Source organism: Paraburkholderia sp. SECH4 (genome assembly GCF_030511745.1).
GTDB classification, from domain to species: domain Bacteria; phylum Pseudomonadota; class Gammaproteobacteria; order Burkholderiales; family Burkholderiaceae; genus Paraburkholderia; species Paraburkholderia madseniana.
This window is the reverse complement of sequence record NZ_JALOCP010000052.1, coordinates 1-17,945: the sequence shown is the minus strand read 5'-3', so window position 1 is coordinate 17,945 and position 17,945 is coordinate 1. Positions and strand designations below refer to the sequence as shown.

Genomic DNA, 17,945 nt, shown 5'->3' with positions numbered 1-17,945 from the left:
GCGGCCTGACCCCGAGTGGGTCACGACGCGAACGGTGTGGTGTGTGCGTCCAGCGGGGCTTCTGCGGTTTGCGCCTGCACGGCAGTCACCGCGATCACGTAGTAGATATCGTCGGCGCTGCAGCCGCGCGAAAGATCGTTGGCAGGTTTTCTCAGGCCTTGCAGCAAGGGGCCGATTGCCTTCGCATCGCCGATCCGCTCAGCCAGCTTGTAGCCGATATTGCCGGCTTCGAGACTCGGGAAAATCAGCACGTTGGCGTGTCCTTGAACCTGCGAGTGCTCGATCTTGCGCATGGCGATCTCGGAGACGAGTGCCGCGTCCAGTTGCACGTCGCCGTCGATCGCCAGATGCGGACGCTGTGCCCTCACCTGGCGCGTTGCTTCCACGACCTTGTCGACTGCCGCGTGCCGGGCGCTGCCGCTGGTCGAGAATGACAGCATGGCTACGCGCGGCTCCTCCATCAGCAGGCTTTGCGCGCTGTCGGCCGCCGCCATGGCAATCTGGGCCAGTTCGCCGGCGTCCGGGTCCACCACCAGCCCGCAGTCAGAGAAGATCAAGCCACCTTTGAGCGTGTGGAAGGGCTCGCACAGCATCATCAGAAAGAAACTCGACACGAGCTTGAAGGACGGATGAATGCCGATGATCTGGATCGCCGTGCGGACCACTTCGGCGGTCGTGTGCACGGAGCCTGCCACCGAGCCGTCGGCGTGACCGAGCCGCACCATCAGGTTGGCAAAGCAGAGGGGCTTGAGGATTTCCTGCGTGGCTTCATCCGGCGTCATGCCTTTCTTGCTGCGCAGTGCGAAGAGCGCTTCGGCAAACGAGGGTGCGAGCGGCGAGGTTGCGGGATCCACCAGCTCCATGCCAGACAGTTCGATGTTTTGCTCGGCAGCGGCCGCGCGGATGCGCGCACTCGCGCCCACCAGCACGATGCGGGCGATGCCTTCACGCGTGGCGCGCTGCGCGGCCTCCAACATGCGAGGATCCTCCGCTTCGCAGAGCACGATGCGTCTTTGCGAGGAGCGGGCGCGTTCGATGATGCGGTTGATGGCTTTCATGGCACTGGGCGGAAGTCATGGTTGGGGAGGCGGAGGCAGCAAACGGCAGACGGCAAATGGCAAACAAAGAGGCCGGAAACGGCAGGGGAAGCCCCGTTTCCGGCCCGCCGGGCAGTGGGAACAAATCTCCCGCCGCCCGGACCATCAGACAGCGGACGGCTCAGACATAGTCCTTGTACTTGTCGAGCAGGCGCACCGGCTTGGCCAGCGCATCGCGGCGGAACGGATCGCCGAGCTCGCGGGTGCACATGATCTCGATGATGGTGGTCTTGCCCTGGTTCATCTGCGCATCGATCGCACGCTTGAGCGCCGGGCCGACGTCCTCGAGCCGGTCCACTGTGACACCCTCGGCGCCCATCGCACGCGCGATGCCCGCGAAGCTCTGGTTGTCGAGTTCACCGGCGACGAAGCGGCGGTTGTAGAAGTCGACCTGGTTTTTCTTCTCGGCGCCCCATTGCCGGTTGTGGAAGACCACCGCGGTGACCGGAATGTTGTGGCGCACGCAGGTCATGGTTTCCATCAGGCTCATGCCCCACGCGCCGTCACCGGCATAGGAGACCGCGGGGCGATGCGGGGCCGCAACCTTGGCGCCGATGATGGTGGGGAACGCATAGCCGCAGTTGCCCCAACTCATCGCGGCGAAGAAGCTGCGCGGCTTTTTGAAGCGCAGATAGCTGTTGGCCACCGAGTTGATGTTGCCGATGTCGGTGGAGACCATCACGTCATCCGGCATGGCTTTTTCGAGCTCGCGCAAGACCTGGCGCGGGTGCAGATAGTCGCCGCCGCCGGGCGTGCGCTCGTCTTTCTGCTCCTCGATCATGTCCAGGCTGTAGGGGTCGCGCTCGTGAGTCCAGCCGTCGAGTTCCTTCTCCCATGCCGCCTTCTCCGCGGCGATCTGGCCGGCGCGTTCTTCACGCGAGGCGTCGCAGACGAGGGTGCGGCCTTCGAGACGCTGCGTCAGTGCAACCGCGGCGGCCTTGGCGTCGCCGCAGATGCCCACGGAGATCTTCTTCACCAGGCCGAGCATCTTGTGATCGGCGTCGATCTGGATGATCCTGGCGTTCTGCGGCCAGTAGTCCATGCCGTGTTGGGGCAGCGTGCCGAACGGTCCCAGACGCGAACCGAGTGCGATCACCACGTCGGCGCGCTGGATCAGCTTCATCGCGGCCTTGGAGCCTTGATAGCCGAGCGGGCCGCACCACAGCGGGTGGTCGGCGGGGAAAGAGTCGTTGTGCAGGTAGCTGTTGACGACCGGCGCGGCCAGACGCTCGGCGAGCGCCTTGCATTCTTCGATCGCATCGGCCATCACCACGCCGCCGCCGGAGATGATGACCGGGAACCTGGCTTGGGAGAGCAGTTCAGCCGCTTCGTTCAGGCGTTGATCGCCGCCGGGGCCGCGGTCGAGGCGCTGCGGTTGCGGAATCTCGGCCTTGATCTGGCCGTAGAAGTAGTCGCGCGGAATGTTCAACTGCGTGGGGCCCATCTCGGCCAGCGCGCGGTCGAAGCAGCGGCCGGTGAATTCAGCCATGCGTGCGGGATGGGTGACGTGGCCCTGATACTTGGTGAACTCCTGGAACATGGGGAGTTGCTTCGCTTCCTGGAAGCCGCCGAGGCCAATGCCCATGGTGCCGGCCTCGGGCGTGATCATGACCACAGGGCTGTGCGCCCAATAGGCCGCGGCGATGGCGGTCACGCAATTGCTGATGCCCGGGCCGTTCTGGCCGATCACCACGCCATGGCGGCCCGACACACGGGCATAGCCGTCGGCCATGTGGCCGGCGCCCTGTTCGTGCACCACGGGAATGAGGCGAATGCCGGCGGGCGCGAAGATGTCCATGGCGTCCATGAAGGCCGAGCCCATGATGCCGAACATGTCGGTCACGCCGTTCGCGGCCAGGGTTTCGACGAAAGCTTCTGACGGGGTCATGGCCTGCGGGCCGCTGACAGGGGGGTGATCGCTCATGAGGGCTGTCTCCAATGTTTAATGAAACCGGAACAATTTGTTCCGAAAAGTGCTTATCTAAAATGTAGAGCATGCACCTGTGATGGTCAATAGATGATGCAAAATAAACGGTACAAATTGTCTCGAAAATTGATGAATGTGATGCAAGGTGGAATGCGAGGAGAGCGGCTCAATCCCACGGCAGCGAATAGGTCTTCACGTTGGTGAAGCTTTTCATCGCTTCCTGGACGCCTTCCTTGTAGCCAAGACCCGAATCCTTGATGCCGCCGAACGGCGTCAACTCGAGCCGGTAACCGGGCACCTCGCGCACGTTCACGCTGCCCACCTGCAGTTCGGCGATAAAGCGCGTGATGTAATCGAGGCGATTCGTGCAGACCGAAGACGAGAGCCCGTAGTCGGTCGAATTGGAAATCCGGATCGCGTCGTCGATATCGCGAAAGCGGATCACCGGTGACACGGGGCCGAAGGTTTCGTATTTGACGAGCGGCATGTCCGGGGTGACGTGATCGACCGCGGTTGGCGAATACAGCGCGCCGTCGCGACGATTGCCCACCAGAAGCTTCGCGCCGCGGCTGATCGCATCGTTCACCTGAGCTTCAAAGAATTTCGCTGCGGCTTCGTCGATGACGGTGCCCATGTCGGTCGCCGGATCGGCGGGATCGCCATAACGTATGGCGCGGGTTTTCTCCACGAGCAGTTCGACGAAACGGTCGGCCACCGCCTCGTGCACCAGAATGCGCTTGACCGCGGTACAACGCTGGCCGGAGTTCTTGTAGGAGCCGGAGACGGCGAGTGTGCTGGCTTCTTCCAGGTCGGCGTCTTCCATCACGATGATCGGATCGTTGCCGCCGAGTTCGAGCACCACGCGTCGATAGCCCATCTTGCTGGCGATATATTTGCCGATCTGCACGCCGCCCGTGAACGTGATCAGATCGACGTGCTCGTTCGTGATGAGTTCGTCGGCGATGTCTTTCGGGTCGCCGGTGATGACCTGCAGCATTTCCTGCGGCAGACCGGCCGCATAAAGGATGTCCGCGAGCAGGTACGTGGACAACGGCACTTTCTCGGAGGGCTTGACGACCATGCGGTTGTTGGTCGCGATGGAGGGCACGACTTTGTGCGCAACCTGATTCATCGGATGGTTGAACGGGGTGATCGCGGAAATGACGCCGAGCAGGGGATCTCGCTGGGTGTAGACGCGGCGCTTCTTGCCGTGCGGCGTGAGATCGCAGGAAAACACCTGGCCGTCGTCTTTGAGCGCCTCGTTGGCACCGAATGTCATCACGTCGGCGACGCGGCCTGCCTCGTACAGCGAGTCTTTCTTACACAGGCCGGACTCTGCGGTGATCAGATCGGCAATTTCTTCAGTACGCCGACGGACCATGTCTGCCGCAAGCAGCAGGATCTGCGAGCGCTCGTAGCGCGTCAGCCGCGCGCGATATTGGTGTGCCCAGGCAAAGGCGTGTCGCACGTCGGCAAGTTTCGCCTTGGGCACCGTGCCGACCAGTTCACCGTTATAGGGATTGAAGACTTCGATGATCTCTGCATGCCGGATTCTTTCTCCGCCGATGCGCAGCGCTTCATGACGAACCTGCGGCGACGGCCGGACTTTCTCGATCGAATTCATGCTGCGCTCCAGCGATAACAGACAGCTGAAGTATTGCGGCTGGCACCGCAAGCCGAGTAGTGCCAGCCGCCGCCAATCGCTGAGTCCACGCTGGCCTTCTACAATCACACCCGGCCTTTCCACGGCACCAGCACGCGCTCCATGTGTCGCATCAACAAGTCAAAGCACAAAGCAAAGAAGCCAATGACGACAATGCCCATGATCACCACGTCGCTGGCGAGGAACTCCGCAGCGTTGAGCACCATGAAGCCGAGGCCACTCGTCGACGCCACCATTTCCGCGGCAACCAGTGTCGTCCAACCGACGCCAATACCTATGCGCATACCCGTGAAAATCTCCGGCAGTGCGGATTTCAGGATCACATACAACACCACCTGCGTGCGCGAGGCGCCCATCGAATAGGCCGCATGAATCTGCTCGATCGACACGGAACGCACGCCGGATCGCGCCGCGATGGCGAGTGGCGCGAAGATGGCCAGGTAGATGAGAAAGACTTTGGAGAATTCACCAATGCCGAACCAGATGATGATGAGCGGCAAATAGGCGAGCGGCGGAAGCGGACGATAGAACTCGATGGGTGGATCGAACATGCCCCGCGCAAAGCGCGAGACGCCCATCATCACGCCGATTGGAATCGCGGTCACGCAGGCGAGCGCGAAGGCGCCGAACACGCGCAGCAAGCTGATGCCGGTATGCTGCGCGAGCGTGGAGTTGGCGAAGCCTTCGGTCGCGACGTAGATGAACTTCGCGTACACGGCTTGCGGCGACGGCAGAAAGAGCGGCTTGATCCAGTGCAGGTTAGTCGCTACAAACCATAGCCCGATGAACAGGCCGACCGTGATGAGGCTCGTGACGACGCTGCTGCCCTGGCCGGGCACGCCGAAGGTGTCTCCAGGCCGCGCGGGTTTCTTGGCGAGAAGGCGTGGACGTCGACCGGGAGTGCGCGGCGGTTCCATCGGCGTGTCGGAGCCGAGCGAGGTTTGCTGGCCGTGCGCCAACGCATGAGCCCGTTTTGAACTAAACATGTGTCACCTCGGCTTCGGCGGCGTGCATTTTCTCGTCGCCGTAAATGATGCTGAGCACGCGTTCGCGCATCTCGATGAAATCGGGGCTCGACTTGATCGCGCGCGCGTCGCGTGTTTCGAGAAAACGTCGGTTGAAATCCAGCTCATAGGTGTGCGTGACGCGCCCCGGACGCGGCGACATCACGATCAGGTGGCTGGCCAGAAAGAGCGCTTCCTCGACGCTGTGCGTGATGAAGAAGAACATCTTGCTGGTCTTCGTCCAGACGTCGAGCAGCAGTTCCTGAATGGTTTCGCGGGTGAGCGCATCGAGCGCGGCCATCGGCTCGTCCATCAGCAGCATGGCGGGGTCGCAGGTCAGCGCGCGGGCGATGCCGACACGCTGCTGCATCCCGCCCGAGAGCTGATAGATCATGTGCTTGTGAAAGTCCTGCAAGCCGACCAGTGCCAGATTGCGCGTGGCGATCTCGCGCCGCTGCGTTTTCGGCACGCCCTGAAGCTTCAGGCCGAATTCGGCGTTGTCGATCACGTTGAGCCAGGGCAACAGGGCGTGCTTCTGGAACACCACACCACGGTCGGCGCCTGGACCTGCGATCGGCGAACCGCCGAGCAGCAGCTCGCCGCTGGTCGGCGCAATGAAGCCCGCCATAAGCGAGAGCAGGGTGGTCTTGCCACAACCCGATGCGCCGAGCGCGACGACGAAGTCGCCCGAGTTGATCGTCAGATTGATGTTGTCGAGCGCGTGTACCGTCTGGCCGGGCTTGCGGCCCGGAAAGACCACGCTCACATTTTTGACTCTCATGCTTTCCATGTTGCCTCCTGAATCGACAGAACCGGCTTACGTCATTTGAGTTTCATTGCCGCTTCGGCATACGCCGGGGTCACGAACTTCGAGTAATCGGGTAACACCGCGCTGATCTGTTTCTGATCCTTCAGGAAGTTGGCCGTGTCCTTCAGCGCGAAGGTTGCGCGGCCCGCGCTGCCACCGCCCAGCCATTGCGAGGAGGCCTGCTCCTGGAGCGTTGGGAAGGCATAGAGCGAGAGCGACGCCGGCACGTCGGCCGGCGAGCCGCCAATCATCTTCGCGATGGCTGCGGCCTGCGGCGAGGTAGCATTCCATTGCGCCGCATTCTTTCGATACTGATCGTCCGCGTCGGAAATGGCTTTCACGAGTTTTGCCATGAAGTCCTTATGCGCCTCGCCCCATTGGCGGTCGACGGCGATCCCGTCGAAGGTCGGTTTGCCGAGCTTCGACAGGTCGCCGGACGTAATCAGGACCTTGCCGCTCTTCTTCAATTGCGCGAGCGCCGGGTCCCACACGTAGGCGGCGTCGATATCGCCGCGCTCCCACGCCGCGACCAACTGGTTCGGCTGCATGTTGAGGATCTTCACCTCGGACGGATTGATGCCCCAATGCTGCAGCGCGAACATGGTGTGATAGTGCGTCGTCGAGACGAACGGCACGCCGATCGTCTTGCCCTTCAGATCGGCCGGTTTGGTGATGCCGGAGCCGTTGCGTACGACCATCGCTTCAGCCTGGTTGATGTTGTCCAGAATCCAGAAGAGCTGCAGGTCGAGGCCCTGGCTGACCGCCGCCGCGAGCGGGCTCGAGCCGATCACGCCGACCTTCACGTCGCCTGACGCCATGGCGGTCGCGACCTTCGCGCCGGATTCGAATTGCCGCCAGTTGATCTTGTAGCCCGTCTCTTTCTCGATCGAGCCGTTCGCGATCGCGACGACCCATGGGTCGACGATCTGTTGATAGGCTATTGTGACCTCTTTGTCCTGCGCGTGGCTGGCTGGCGCCACCGCGCAGGCGAGCGCGGCGAATGCCGCCACAGTCACGCGGCGCGTCAGATCGCCGAACCAGCGGGACAGCTTTTTGGGGTGATCGCTTTTCATCGTAGGTCTCCAGAATGGCCGTGTAGGTACGCGAATACACGTGAATCCAACGCCCGCCGACGGGGGCTTGTCCCAATCGCCGGCAATGGGATGATGCGAGTATCGTCAGTAATAAATGTTGCGGGTTAGGGCCAGACGTGGCTGATCGTTGAGTCCACACCGCTGCACCAGAATGGGCCGCCGCGCCGGTCCCGCCGGCAGCCGCCCGAGAGTGGCTGGCAGGCGTTTTTTTGCACGTCCACAATGCCGGTGTCCGCCTTCGTGCGGGCGGGCTCCGCCTATAAAAATCAGGAGAAAGCATGGCAAGTCGCACCTCGGTGGCCCTATGGACCCAGCGGTTCCAGCGTTCAGCCGAGTCGAACATGAGCCTCCAGGGTCAGATTCGCCAGATGCTGGTGGCCGCGATTCTGGACGGCCAACTGCTGCCGGATCACGCATTGCCGTCCAGCCGGGAGCTGGCCGACCAGTTGAGTGTTGCCCGCAATACGGTCGTGCTGGCTTACCAGCAGTTGGTTGAGGAGGGCTATCTGATTTCGCGTGAGCGCAGCGGGCATTTCGTCAACCCGGCGATCCTCGAGGGGCGGCACGAATTTGCGCCGCTGCAGACGGTCCCCGGACAGGCGGCCAATGAGGCGCTTGCAAGGCCGGATTGGGACCAGCGCGTCAGAAGGCGGCCGTCCTTGCAGCGCAATATCGTCAAGCCCGGAAATTGGCTGAGCTACGAATACCCCTTTATCTACGGACAGTTCGACCAGTCGCTGTTTCCGACTAACGACTGGCGCGAATGCTGCATGAAAGCGCTGTCGGTGATGGAGATTCGCAACTGGGCGCCGGACCTGATCGAGCGCGACGACGAGTCGTTGATCCAGCAGATCCGCACTCGGGTGCTGCCGCGGCGCGGCGTGTTTGCGATGCCCGACGAAATCGTCGTGACGATCGGCTGCCAGCAGGCGCTCTATCTGATCGCGGATCTGCTCGCGAGCGAGCGGACCACGATCGGCTTCGAAAACCCCGGCTATCCGGATGCCCGCAATATCTTCGAGAACCGCAATGCGCGGCTGCAGCCACTGCCTGTAGATAGCGGCGGCGTGCGCCCGGTCGAGGACGCCGATCTGCTCGCGCAATGCGATTACGTCTATGTGACGCCAAGTCATCAGTGCCCGACCACGGCCACCATGCCCATCGAGCGCCGCCACGCGCTGCTGGAACAGGCGCAGGCCCATGACTTCGTATTGATCGAGGACGACTACGAGAGCGAAAACAACTTCTCAGGCACACCGCATCCGGCATTGAAGAGCCTGGATACCGCGGACCGGGTGATCTATATCGGCAGTCTGTCGAAGACTTTTGCGCCCGGGCTGCGGCTGGGTTATATCGTCGGGCCGCGTGAACTGGTCCGTGAACTCCGTGCGCTGCGGCGCCTGATGGTGCGGCACCCGGCCGCCTATATTCAACGTGCATTTGCCACCTTTCTGGCGCTCGGGCACCACGATGCGCTGCTGCGGCGGCTCGCTCACGCCTATCGGGAACGCGCGCAGGCGCTGATGACGGCGCTCGACACGCACCTTCCGGAAGCGCGCTACCTGCCGGTCGGCGGCGGCGCGTCGTGCTGGGTCGAAGGGCCGCCGTGGCTCGATGCGACACAGCTTGCCGCGGACGCGCAGGCACATGGCATCCTGATCGAGCTGGGCCGGGTTTTCTTCATGACGGGACTGGAGCAGAACCACTGCTTCCGGATGGGCTTTTCGGCCATCAAGCTCGAAAAGATCGATGAGGGCGTGCGCCTGCTCGCGGAGCTCGTGCGCGCGCAGCAGCCCGAGGAATAGGCGGGCGGCGCGCTAGAACGTTTTAGCGAGCTGCTGAGCGGCTTCCTGCAGGCGCGGCACGAACTCGAGAGCGCGCGACAGCGGCGCCCGCGAGACCGGCGCATGAACGGCGATCGCCGCGATGCAGGTGTTGTTCTCATCCATCACCGGCGCGGCTACACACGCGATGCCGGCGACAAATTCCTCATTGTCGATGGCGATGCGCTTGTGCGCGGTGCGGTCGAGTTCCGCTTCGAGCAGTTCGGGGTCGGTGATCGTATTCGGCGTGAAGCGTTCGAGCTTCAGCGTGCGGACGAGGGCGCTGCGTTGTTCGCGCGGCAGCATGGCCAGCAGCAGCTTGCCGCTCGCGCTGCAATGCGCCGGTACGTGCGAGCCGGGCTTGAGATCGAGCCGTAACGGCCAGGGCGCTTCGAGCCGGTCGAGATACAGCACTTCGGTTTCGTGCAGCATCGTGAGGTTGCAGGTCTCGCCGAGATCGGCAACCAGATTCGACAGGATCGCATGCCGCAACCGGCGGGCACCCGAGTGCATCATGACGCCAAGACCGAGTTGCGCGAGACGCGGCCCGATCACGTAGGCATTCTTCTGACCGGGTTCGCGGATCACGAGACCACCTGCCTCGAGCGAAGCCAGCATGCGATGCAGCGAAGCCTTCGGCAGGTCGACGTCCTGGGCAATGTCGGCAAGCGACACCGGACCTTCGGCGCGGACGAGATGTTCCAGCAGGGCGAACGCGCGCAGGGTAGGAGTATCCGCTTTAGTCATGGTGCCGTTCCGGAAAATGGATCGGCGTCATTGTACCGTGCGCCTTTGTCGGTCATGGTTTTCGCCGGATTGGGGAGGCTTCGGCGCGCAATTTCAGCGCAGATCATCCCGTTTTTCGGAATGCGGTGCGGCGCGATATTCCAGCGCTACTGCCGGAAAGTCTTGGCGGTTTCCTCCGCGGCCAACCGCAGATCGGGCAGGAAGGCCAACAGATCGTCGAGCACGACCCGCCCGACGGGCGCCTGGACGGCGATGGCCGCGCAGGCTCGATTGCGATCCAGCATGACCGGCACCGCGATCGCGATGAGTCCCTGCAAATGTTCCTGATTGTTGATCGCGAGCTGGCGCCGCCGCGTGATGGTCAACTCCTTGCGCAACTCGCCGCGATCCGTAATCGTCCGCTCGGAATAAGCGCGCAGTGGCAAGGTTTCGATAACCCGTTCGCGCCGGTCTTTGGGAAGAAAGCTGAGCAACAGCTTGCCGCTTGCCGAACAGTGCAGGGGCACGTGCGAGCCCGGTTGAAGGTGCATGCGCAGCGGCCACTCCGTTTCCACCCGGTCCACATAGACCACGTCGTTGCCGGCCAGCATCGTCAGATTGCAGGTCTCGCCAATTTTTGCCACCAGTTGTTCAAGCAGAACATGGCGGGCAGCGGCCGGGCCCGCATGCATCAGCACATTAACCGCCAGCATGCGCACGCGCGGCGAGCACTCATACAGCCTGTCGCCGGCGCTGCGCGTGACCAGCCACGCATCCATCAACTGCACCAGAATGCGATGTACGGTCTGCTTGGGCAGTTCGAGGGCATGGACGAGATCCGTCATGGAAAGCGGGCCGCTTGCCTCAGCCAACGTTTCGAGTACGCGAAATGCGCGTACGGCCGCCGCATTCGATTGATTCGAAGTCGCCACGCTGTCTCCGCGATGTCGTAGTTATAAGTTGGATTGTGCATCGGTCTGTTTAGTTTTCGGGACTATGGAAAGTCCCGAATTTCGCACTTTTCGATTCTGGCCCGCTCAGCGCAAGGGATAGTTCAAAAAACGGGACTCCGAAGCAGGTACGGCTCACTAGATTGGTACCAACGCCAATTTTTTCAGTCCGGAGTGAACCGTATGAACGTTAGGGCCACAGAAGCGGAAGCTACGCACGCTGGTACACATAGCGAAGTCGAACGTGTCGTCTCGTTACTGGTTGCACGTGCGCGCGCCGCACAGCGCGGATTCGAGGTCGCGGGGCAGGACGTGCTCGATGCCGCCACCGACGCCGCCGCGTGGGCGATCATGGAGCCCGCCCGCAACCGCCAACTCGCCGAGCTGGCGGTGCGCGACACCGGTCTCGGCAACGCGGACGACAAGTTCCGCAAGAACTATCGCAAGACGCTCGGTCTGTTGCGCGATCTGCGCGGGCAGAAGACCACGGGGGTGATCGCGCGTCATGACGCCACCGGCATCGTCGAGATCGCGCGGGCGGTCGGCGTGGTGGCGGCGATCACGCCGTCCACCAATCCGGCGGCCACGCCGATCAACAAGATCGTCAACGCGCTCAAATGCGGCAATGCCGTCATCGTGGCGCCTTCTCCGAAGGGCTATTCGTCGTGCGCGCTGCTGATCGAATTCATTCACGCGCAATTCGCCAGAGTCGGGCTCGCGGCCGACCTCGTCCAGATGTTGCCCGCGCCGATCAGCAAGGCGGCCACCGCTGAACTGATGCGGCAGTGCGATCTGGTCGTGGCGACCGGCTCGCAGGCGAACGTGCGGATGGCCTACGCCAGCGGGACGCCCGCATTCGGCGTGGGCGCGGGGAACGTTGCTTCGATCGTCACTGCGTCCGCCGATTTGCACGATGCAGCGCACAAGATCGCGCGCTCGAAAACGTTCGACAACGCCACGAGCTGTTCATCGGAAAACAGCGTTGTGATCGAAGACGCGGTGTACGCGGACATGATGGCCGAACTGACCGCCTGCGGTGGCGTGATGCTCGACGCCGCGCAAAAGGCGCAATTGCAGGCCGCCCTGTGGTCGAACGGCAAGCTGGCGGCACACTGCACAGCGCGCTCGGCCACGGCGATTGCACGCGCGGCGGGCCTCGACGGCATCGCCGCACATGAGCCCGCTTTCCTGATGGTGGAGGAAACCGGCTTCGGCGCTGATTACCCGTTCTCGGGCGAGAAGCTCGCGCCGGTGCTGACCGTTTATCGCGCGGAATCCTTCGACGCCGCTGCCGACATCGTGCGCGGCATCTACGGCTACATGGGCGCAGGACACTCGGTCGGCCTGCATTCCAGCGACTCGGGCCAGGCGGAGCAGCTAGGTTCGACGTTGCCGGTTGCGCGCGTGATCGTGAATCAGGCGCATTGCCTTGCGACCGGCGGCAACTTCGATAACGGCTTGCCATTCTCGCTGTCGATGGGATGCGGAACGTGGGGCCGCAACAATTTCTCGAGCAACCTCAACTTTCACCATTACCTGAACATCACGCGCGTGGCCTACCCGATCGAAGAGCGCGTTCCCGAACTGGATGACGTGCTCGGGGATTTTTTCGTGAGGTATGGCAAATGACGACGCCTCACACAATCCGTGCGTTGATCGACGCGCGTGCCGCGCAGTATCCCGACAAGCCGTTCCTGCTGGCGGCGCCTGAATGTGCTGAAGACGGCGGCGCCGCTACGCAGCGTCCCGACGTGCTGACCTTCGCGGAACTGCGCGACGACTGCCGGGCGCTCGAGACGGTTTTTCATGAAGCAGGCTTGCAGGCCGGCGATGTCGTGTCGGTGTTCATGGGCAACGGCATCCATACGGCAAGGCTGCTGCTTGCGGCGATGTACAGCGGGCTCGTCGCCAACCCGCTCAATCTGTTGTGCCAGCCGACCCAGTTGCGCTACATCGTGGAGCATTCGGACACGCGCATGGTCTTCGTTTCCGGCGAGACGCATGCGGCGATGTCGAGCGCGATTGCGGAGTTGCGCGAGCAGGGATTGACCCGCGACATCGCGTTGTTGCAGACGGCGCCCGATGCTGCTATTGCACCGATGCAGACCGCCGTCGAACCCGCGCTGGCGGAAACGGCGGTATCTATGGATGTGCACGCAAAACCGGCACAGCGCGCGTCACGTGTGACATACGAGGCACAGGCGAGACATACAGACACCTGGGATACCGAAACGCCGTCAAGCAGTGGCCCGGCTGCGAGCGACGTAGCGCTGCTGATGTACACGTCCGGCACCACAGGCGCGCCGAAGGGCGTCCTGCTGGACCAGCGAAACCTGCTGGCCAATGCGCGCAACATCTCGCACGAACATCGGCTTGGGACTGGCGATCGCGTTTTCGCCGCATTGCCGCTTTATCACATCAATGGTCTCGTCGTGACGCTGCTTGCGCCGCTCTTTCATGGCGGCTCGGTGGTCATGGCGCCGCGTTTTTCCGCGCGCACCTACTGGCGCGATGTCGCGCGCCACGGTTGCACATGGATCAACGTGGTGCCGACGATCGTCGCCTATCTGCTCAATAACGACGAACCGTGCACGGTCGATCTGTCCGCGCTGAGATTCTGCCGCAGTGCGTCGGCCGCGCTACCCGTCGATCATCACCGTGCGTTTGAGGCGCGCTTCGGGGTCGGCATCATCGAAACGATGGGCATGACAGAAACCGCCGCCCCAATGTTCAGCAATCCTTATGATCCAGCAAGCCGAAGAATCGGCAGTATCGGCCTGCCGTCAGGCGGCGAGGCAAAGGTGATCGACCGTGACGGCCGCGAATGCGCGCCCGACGAGTGCGGCGAACTGGTGTTGCGTGGCGAACAGGTCATGCGCGGCTATTACAAACGCCCGGGAGAAACGCGTGCGGCCTTCACCGCCGACGGCTGGCTGCGCACCGGCGACCTTGGCTATCGCGACAGCGACGGTTATTTCTACATCAACGGCCGCGCAAAGGAATTGATCATCAAGGGCGGTGAAAACATCGCCCCACGCGAGATCGATGAAGCGTTGCTCAAACACCCCGGCGTGCTGGATGCGGCGGTGGTGGGCGTACCGGATACCGCTTACGGGCAGGAGATCGTCGCCTTCATCGTGCCTCGCATTTCAGAGGGGCCGGGCGCGCTCGACATTGCAGACCTGCGTGCCCATTGTCTGCGCGAACTGGGCCGCTACAAGACACCGAAGGAGTTTCGCTTCATCGCGGAACTGCCTCGTGGACCGTCGGGCAAGGTGCAGCGGCTGAAGCTCGTGCCCACCTGACGGCGCATGCATCGGCATGCGTAGCATGCATGCCCGGATCGCGCTGGAAAGCAGAGGAGGGCGCGAGTCGAGGCGCACGCGGCGCGACGCAGTACGACGTACGGATCGAACGATCACAGACGCCCCCGGCGTCACATAAGAGACACAGGAGACAGCATGCAAACGCACAAGCGGCGTGTGAAGACGCGCCACATCATCCTGGCCGTCATGTGCCTGATGTATTTCATCTCGTACATCGACCGTGTGAATATTGCCGTGGCCGGCCCTATCATCCGGCACGAAATGGGTCTCACGACGGTTCAGCTCGGCCTCGTGTTCTCGGCTTTCGCCTATCCGTACGCGTTCATGCAAGTCATCGGCGGCTGGCTGTCGGACAAGTATGGGCCGAAGCTGGTGTTGACGGTGCTGTCGCTGATCTGGGGGGCGGCGACGCTCGCGACCGGCTTCGCCGGCAGTGTGGCAATGCTCGTCGCGCTGCGCTTCGCGCTGGGCATCGGCGAGGGCGGTGCGTTTCCGACGGCGACGCGCGCCTTTACCTACTGGATGCCGGTGGCGGAGCGGGGTTTCGCTCAAGGCATTACCCATAGCTTCGCCCGCCTCGGCGGCGCGGTCACGCCGCCGCTGGTGCTCGCGGTGGTGGTGGCGGGCGGCTGGCGCGACGCGTTCATTCTGCTCGGCGTGGCGAGTCTCGCGTGGACGGTGCTGTACCTCTGCGTCTTTACGAACTCGCCGGAGCAGAACCGTCGCGTGACGCCAGAGGAAACGGCCGAGATCGGCTATCGCGCGGGTGACTGCGAACGTGCCAAACGTGCGGCCACGCCGTGGCGCAAGCTGGTCCGTCGTATGTGGCTCGTTACGTTCGTCGACTTCTGTTACGGCTGGCTGCTGTGGGTCTATCTGACCTGGTTGCCTTCGTACCTGAAGGAAGCCCGCGGCTTCGATCTCAAACAACTGGCGCTGTTCACGGCGCTGCCGCTGCTCGCGGGCGTGATCGGCGATACCCTGGGCGGCGTCGTTTCGGACCGGCTCTACAAGCGCACCGGCCGGCTGCGCTTTGCGCGCTGCGCCGTGCTGGTGGTAGGTATGGGCGGCTCGCTCGTGTTTCTGCTGCCGATGGTGTCCGCGACTAATCCACTGATGGCGGTGCTGTACCTGTCGGCGTCATTCTTCTTTCTCGAGATCACGAATCCTGTGTTGTGGACCTTGCCGCTCGACATCGGCGGTCGCTACGCGGGCACGGCGGGTGGCATGATGAACACGGGCTTCGGCGTCGCCGGCATGATCTCGCCCGTCGTGTTCGGCTATCTGATCGAGACGACGGGCAGTTATAACGTGCCGTTCACGATTTCCGCGTGCTTGCTCGGGGTGGGGATCGTGGCCGCGTTTTTCATCGATCCGGCGAGAACCGTCGAGGCCGACGAGGAGCGCGAACGGCTCGAAGGCAGGCCGCTGGACAGCATGCCGGCGTTTCTCCAGGCGAGCGCCGCGGTGCGGCTGGAGCGGCATCATCTGCGCCGTCCGCTGCGCTGGTGGAAATAAGGTGTGCGGGCGTGATTGCGGCAATTTAGATAGACTGGGCGGCGTCGCCCGGCTCGATCGATTCTGTTTCGGGAGAGCGTCGCGGAGGCAAAGCGGCCGCCTCGTTGTCGTGCGTGCATACCTGCACCCGATCCACCGAACCGTGGCCACGAGCAACGGATAAGAAATGGAGCCACCTATGAAAGTAGGATTCATCGGCCTCGGCGTGATGGGGCAGCCAATGGCGCTGAACCTCGCGCGCGCCGGCACCCCACTGATCGTGTGGAATCGCACGCCGGACCGTTGCGCTGCGTTGCGCGACGCAGGCGCGCAGATTGCGGACAGCGCCGCCGACGTCTTCCGGCAGGCCAGCATCGTGATCCTGATGATGGCGACCGATACGGCGCTCGACGCGGTGCTCGGCCGCCACACCGCGGATTTCGCAACGAACGTCGCACAGCACACGATCGTGCACATGGGCACGACATCGGCCGACTATTCGCGCGACCTCGAAGCCGACATCCGCGCGGCAGGAGGGCAGTACGTCGAGGCGCCCGTCTCGGGTTCACGCAAGCCGGCCGAAGCGGGTCAACTGGTGGCGATGCTGGCGGGCGAGCCGGCAGCCGTCGAAGAAGTTCGTCCACTCCTCAAGCCGATGTGCCACGAAACGGTGATCTGCGGGGCGGTGCCAACGGGGCTTCTGATGAAACTGTCGGTCAACACGTTCCTGATTCCGATGGTGACCGCGCTTGCCGAGGCGTCGCATCTTGCGCGACGCTACGGGCTCGACATGAAGCAATTCCAGGCCGTGCTCGACGCGGGCCCGATGGCAAGCAACGTTTCACGCGTGAAGGTCGACAAGCTCGTGAACGAGGATTTCACGGTGCAGGCCTCGATTGTCGACGTGCTGAAGAACAACCGGCTCGCGGCCGAGGCGGCGCGCCATGCGAATCTTGCGTCGCCGCTGCTGGATGTCTGCTTTGATCTGTACACCGAGACCGTTGAGTTGGGTCACGGTCAAGCCGATATGGCGGCCGTCGTGCACGCGATCGAAGCGCGCACCGAGGCGAGGGAAAACGCAAAGGGCGCGCCCCAATAGGACCCGACCGGAGCTTGCCACGGGCATCGAAGCCGTCGAGCGACGTGGCGCTTCGCGATGCCGTTCGTCGCCTTCATATGATTCGATCACGTTCCTAAGTCCAAGTGGACCGGCAAATGCTTGCCATTCCACCCGGACGGATCGATACACGAAGAGCGAATCAGCTTTTGAACTTGTCGTTGAACTGCGTTACGAACGCCGATTCATTCGGACCGACGTTGTTGCGCATCGGTCGTGCAATCTCGACCAGTGCCTCGATTGAATCGGTGCTGAGTTCGCGCATGGTTTGCTCGATATACGGGGCAAGCGGCATGGCTCGTGGTTCGTTCTTGCTGTTCAGCAAGTCGGTCTGAACCCAGGGTGGCGCGATCTCAACCACGCGTACGGACGTATCTTTGAGCACATAACGTAGCGATTGCGTGTAGGAATGAATGGCCGCCTTGGTCGACGAATAGACACCGGCCATTGCCATCGGCACGAAAGCCAGAACCGACGAGACATTGATGATCGTCGCCTTGTCCTGCTGTTTCAGGTGTTCGACAAGCGCGCCCGTCATCCGTATTGGACCCATCAGATTGGTGCTCAGCGTCGACGTCAGCAGCGTTTCGTCAACCGGTGCGCTGAGATCGTCGACATGCATCACACCTGCATTGTTGATCAGCACGTTCAGCGATGGCCATCCGGCGACGAGTTCCTCGGCAACCGAAATGATGTTCTCCGGGTCGGTGATGTCGAGCTCGATCGCCTGCATGCCGGGGTTGGCCGCGATCGTCTCGTCGAGATTCGCGCGGCGCCGTCCGGAAATGATGACCTGATTGCCGAGTCGATGGAATGCTTCGGCGAGACCGCGGCCAATGCCGGAACCGCCGCCGGTAATGAGTCGGCCTTGCAGAAGTTCGTGAGGCCCCGCCTGACTTGGCGATGCAGTTTG

The 17,945-nt window shown here is 62.8% G+C and carries 14 protein-coding genes; 5 read left to right on the top strand and 9 right to left on the bottom strand.

From position 1 onward, the window contains the following. Window positions 1-20: 20 nt before the first annotated feature. The 6 genes from pta to tauA all read right to left on the bottom strand — a co-directional run bounded on the left by pta (window position 21) and on the right by tauA (window position 7,572). The gene (gene pta / locus M0D67_RS37965) at window positions 21-1,058 is read right to left on the bottom strand and encodes a phosphate acetyltransferase (RefSeq protein ID WP_266242434.1); all 1,038 of its coding nucleotides are present in this window, start codon (window positions 1,056-1,058) and stop codon (window positions 21-23) included. 160 nt (window positions 1,059-1,218) lie between these two features. Continuing rightward, window positions 1,219-3,021 carry a sulfoacetaldehyde acetyltransferase gene (xsc, locus tag M0D67_RS37960; RefSeq protein ID WP_266242432.1) on the bottom strand — a complete coding sequence of 601 codons (1,803 nt, stop codon included), beginning with the start codon at window positions 3,019-3,021 and terminating at the stop codon, window positions 1,219-1,221. 169 nt (window positions 3,022-3,190) lie between these two features. Continuing rightward, window positions 3,191-4,648: a phosphonoacetaldehyde dehydrogenase gene (gene phnY / locus M0D67_RS37955; RefSeq protein ID WP_266242430.1), complete on the bottom strand. Its 1,458-nt coding sequence runs from the start codon at window positions 4,646-4,648 to the stop codon at window positions 3,191-3,193. Window positions 4,649-4,752: 104 nt separating this feature from the next. Next, window positions 4,753-5,673, bottom strand: coding sequence for an ABC transporter permease subunit (locus M0D67_RS37950; protein ID WP_266242427.1), 921 nt, complete (start codon window positions 5,671-5,673; stop codon window positions 4,753-4,755). Continuing rightward, complete coding sequence (locus M0D67_RS37945; protein WP_154563278.1) at window positions 5,666-6,481, bottom strand: taurine ABC transporter ATP-binding protein; 816 nt, start codon at window positions 6,479-6,481, stop codon at window positions 5,666-5,668. The genes M0D67_RS37950 and M0D67_RS37945 overlap by 8 nt, the downstream gene beginning before the upstream one ends. Before the next feature lie 32 nt (window positions 6,482-6,513). After that, window positions 6,514-7,572 (bottom strand): taurine ABC transporter substrate-binding protein, encoded by a 1,059-nt coding sequence (gene tauA, locus M0D67_RS37940; protein ID WP_154563276.1) that lies wholly within the window; start codon window positions 7,570-7,572, stop codon window positions 6,514-6,516. 299 nt (window positions 7,573-7,871) lie between these two features. Between tauA and M0D67_RS37935 the strand changes: the two genes are divergently transcribed. After that, on the top strand, window positions 7,872-9,398 hold the full coding sequence (locus M0D67_RS37935) for a PLP-dependent aminotransferase family protein (protein WP_171926660.1): 1,527 nt from the start codon (window positions 7,872-7,874) through the stop codon (window positions 9,396-9,398). Between the two features lie 12 nt (window positions 9,399-9,410). Here the strand turns inward: M0D67_RS37935 and M0D67_RS37930 are convergent, their stop codons facing one another. Together M0D67_RS37930 and M0D67_RS37925 are read right to left on the bottom strand one after the other, a co-directional pair. Further along, a complete protein-coding gene (locus M0D67_RS37930; protein WP_074288001.1) occupies window positions 9,411-10,163 on the bottom strand; it encodes an IclR family transcriptional regulator in 753 nt (250 codons plus the stop codon). A 146-nt stretch (window positions 10,164-10,309) separates the two neighbouring features. Continuing rightward, window positions 10,310-11,074 (bottom strand): IclR family transcriptional regulator, encoded by a 765-nt coding sequence (locus M0D67_RS37925; RefSeq protein WP_097393753.1) that lies wholly within the window; start codon window positions 11,072-11,074, stop codon window positions 10,310-10,312. 201 nt (window positions 11,075-11,275) lie between these two features. Between M0D67_RS37925 and M0D67_RS37920 the strand changes: the two genes are divergently transcribed. The 4 genes from M0D67_RS37920 (at window position 11,276) to M0D67_RS37905 (ending at window position 17,014) form a co-directional block, all read left to right on the top strand. Then, on the top strand, window positions 11,276-12,721 hold the full coding sequence (locus M0D67_RS37920; protein ID WP_171926661.1) for an aldehyde dehydrogenase family protein: 1,446 nt from the start codon (window positions 11,276-11,278) through the stop codon (window positions 12,719-12,721). Beyond that, window positions 12,718-14,397 carry an AMP-binding protein gene (locus M0D67_RS37915; RefSeq protein WP_266242421.1) on the top strand — a complete coding sequence of 560 codons (1,680 nt, stop codon included), beginning with the start codon at window positions 12,718-12,720 and terminating at the stop codon, window positions 14,395-14,397. Before M0D67_RS37920 ends, M0D67_RS37915 begins: the two co-directional genes overlap by 4 nt. 156 nt (window positions 14,398-14,553) lie before the next feature. Continuing rightward, entirely contained in the window at window positions 14,554-15,936 is a 1,383-nt protein-coding gene (locus tag M0D67_RS37910) for an MFS transporter (RefSeq protein WP_266242418.1), read from the top strand. A gap of 166 nt (window positions 15,937-16,102) precedes the next feature. Then, complete coding sequence (locus M0D67_RS37905; protein WP_266242415.1) at window positions 16,103-17,014, top strand: NAD(P)-dependent oxidoreductase; 912 nt, start codon at window positions 16,103-16,105, stop codon at window positions 17,012-17,014. A 160-nt stretch (window positions 17,015-17,174) separates the two neighbouring features. Here the strand turns inward: M0D67_RS37905 and M0D67_RS37900 are convergent, their stop codons facing one another. Beyond that, the gene (locus M0D67_RS37900; RefSeq protein ID WP_266242479.1) at window positions 17,175-17,906 is read right to left on the bottom strand and encodes an SDR family oxidoreductase; all 732 of its coding nucleotides are present in this window, start codon (window positions 17,904-17,906) and stop codon (window positions 17,175-17,177) included. Window positions 17,907-17,945: the final 39 nt, after the last annotated feature.

Coding starts and splice junctions, on each gene's coding strand:
- pta (WP_266242434.1), bottom strand. CDS start 1,058: ATGAAAGCCATCAACCGCATCATCGAACGCGCCCGCTCCTCGCAAAGA.
- xsc (WP_266242432.1), bottom strand. CDS start 3,021: ATGAGCGATCACCCCCCTGTCAGCGGCCCGCAGGCCATGACCCCGTCA.
- phnY (WP_266242430.1), bottom strand. CDS start 4,648: ATGAATTCGATCGAGAAAGTCCGGCCGTCGCCGCAGGTTCGTCATGAA.
- M0D67_RS37950 (WP_266242427.1), bottom strand. CDS start 5,673: ATGTTTAGTTCAAAACGGGCTCATGCGTTGGCGCACGGCCAGCAAACC.
- M0D67_RS37945 (WP_154563278.1), bottom strand. CDS start 6,481: ATGGAAAGCATGAGAGTCAAAAATGTGAGCGTGGTCTTTCCGGGCCGC.
- tauA (WP_154563276.1), bottom strand. CDS start 7,572: ATGAAAAGCGATCACCCCAAAAAGCTGTCCCGCTGGTTCGGCGATCTG.
- M0D67_RS37935 (WP_171926660.1), top strand. CDS start 7,872: ATGGCAAGTCGCACCTCGGTGGCCCTATGGACCCAGCGGTTCCAGCGT.
- M0D67_RS37930 (WP_074288001.1), bottom strand. CDS start 10,163: ATGACTAAAGCGGATACTCCTACCCTGCGCGCGTTCGCCCTGCTGGAA.
- M0D67_RS37920 (WP_171926661.1), top strand. CDS start 11,276: ATGAACGTTAGGGCCACAGAAGCGGAAGCTACGCACGCTGGTACACAT.
- M0D67_RS37915 (WP_266242421.1), top strand. CDS start 12,718: ATGACGACGCCTCACACAATCCGTGCGTTGATCGACGCGCGTGCCGCG.
- M0D67_RS37910 (WP_266242418.1), top strand. CDS start 14,554: ATGCAAACGCACAAGCGGCGTGTGAAGACGCGCCACATCATCCTGGCC.
- M0D67_RS37905 (WP_266242415.1), top strand. CDS start 16,103: ATGGAGCCACCTATGAAAGTAGGATTCATCGGCCTCGGCGTGATGGGG.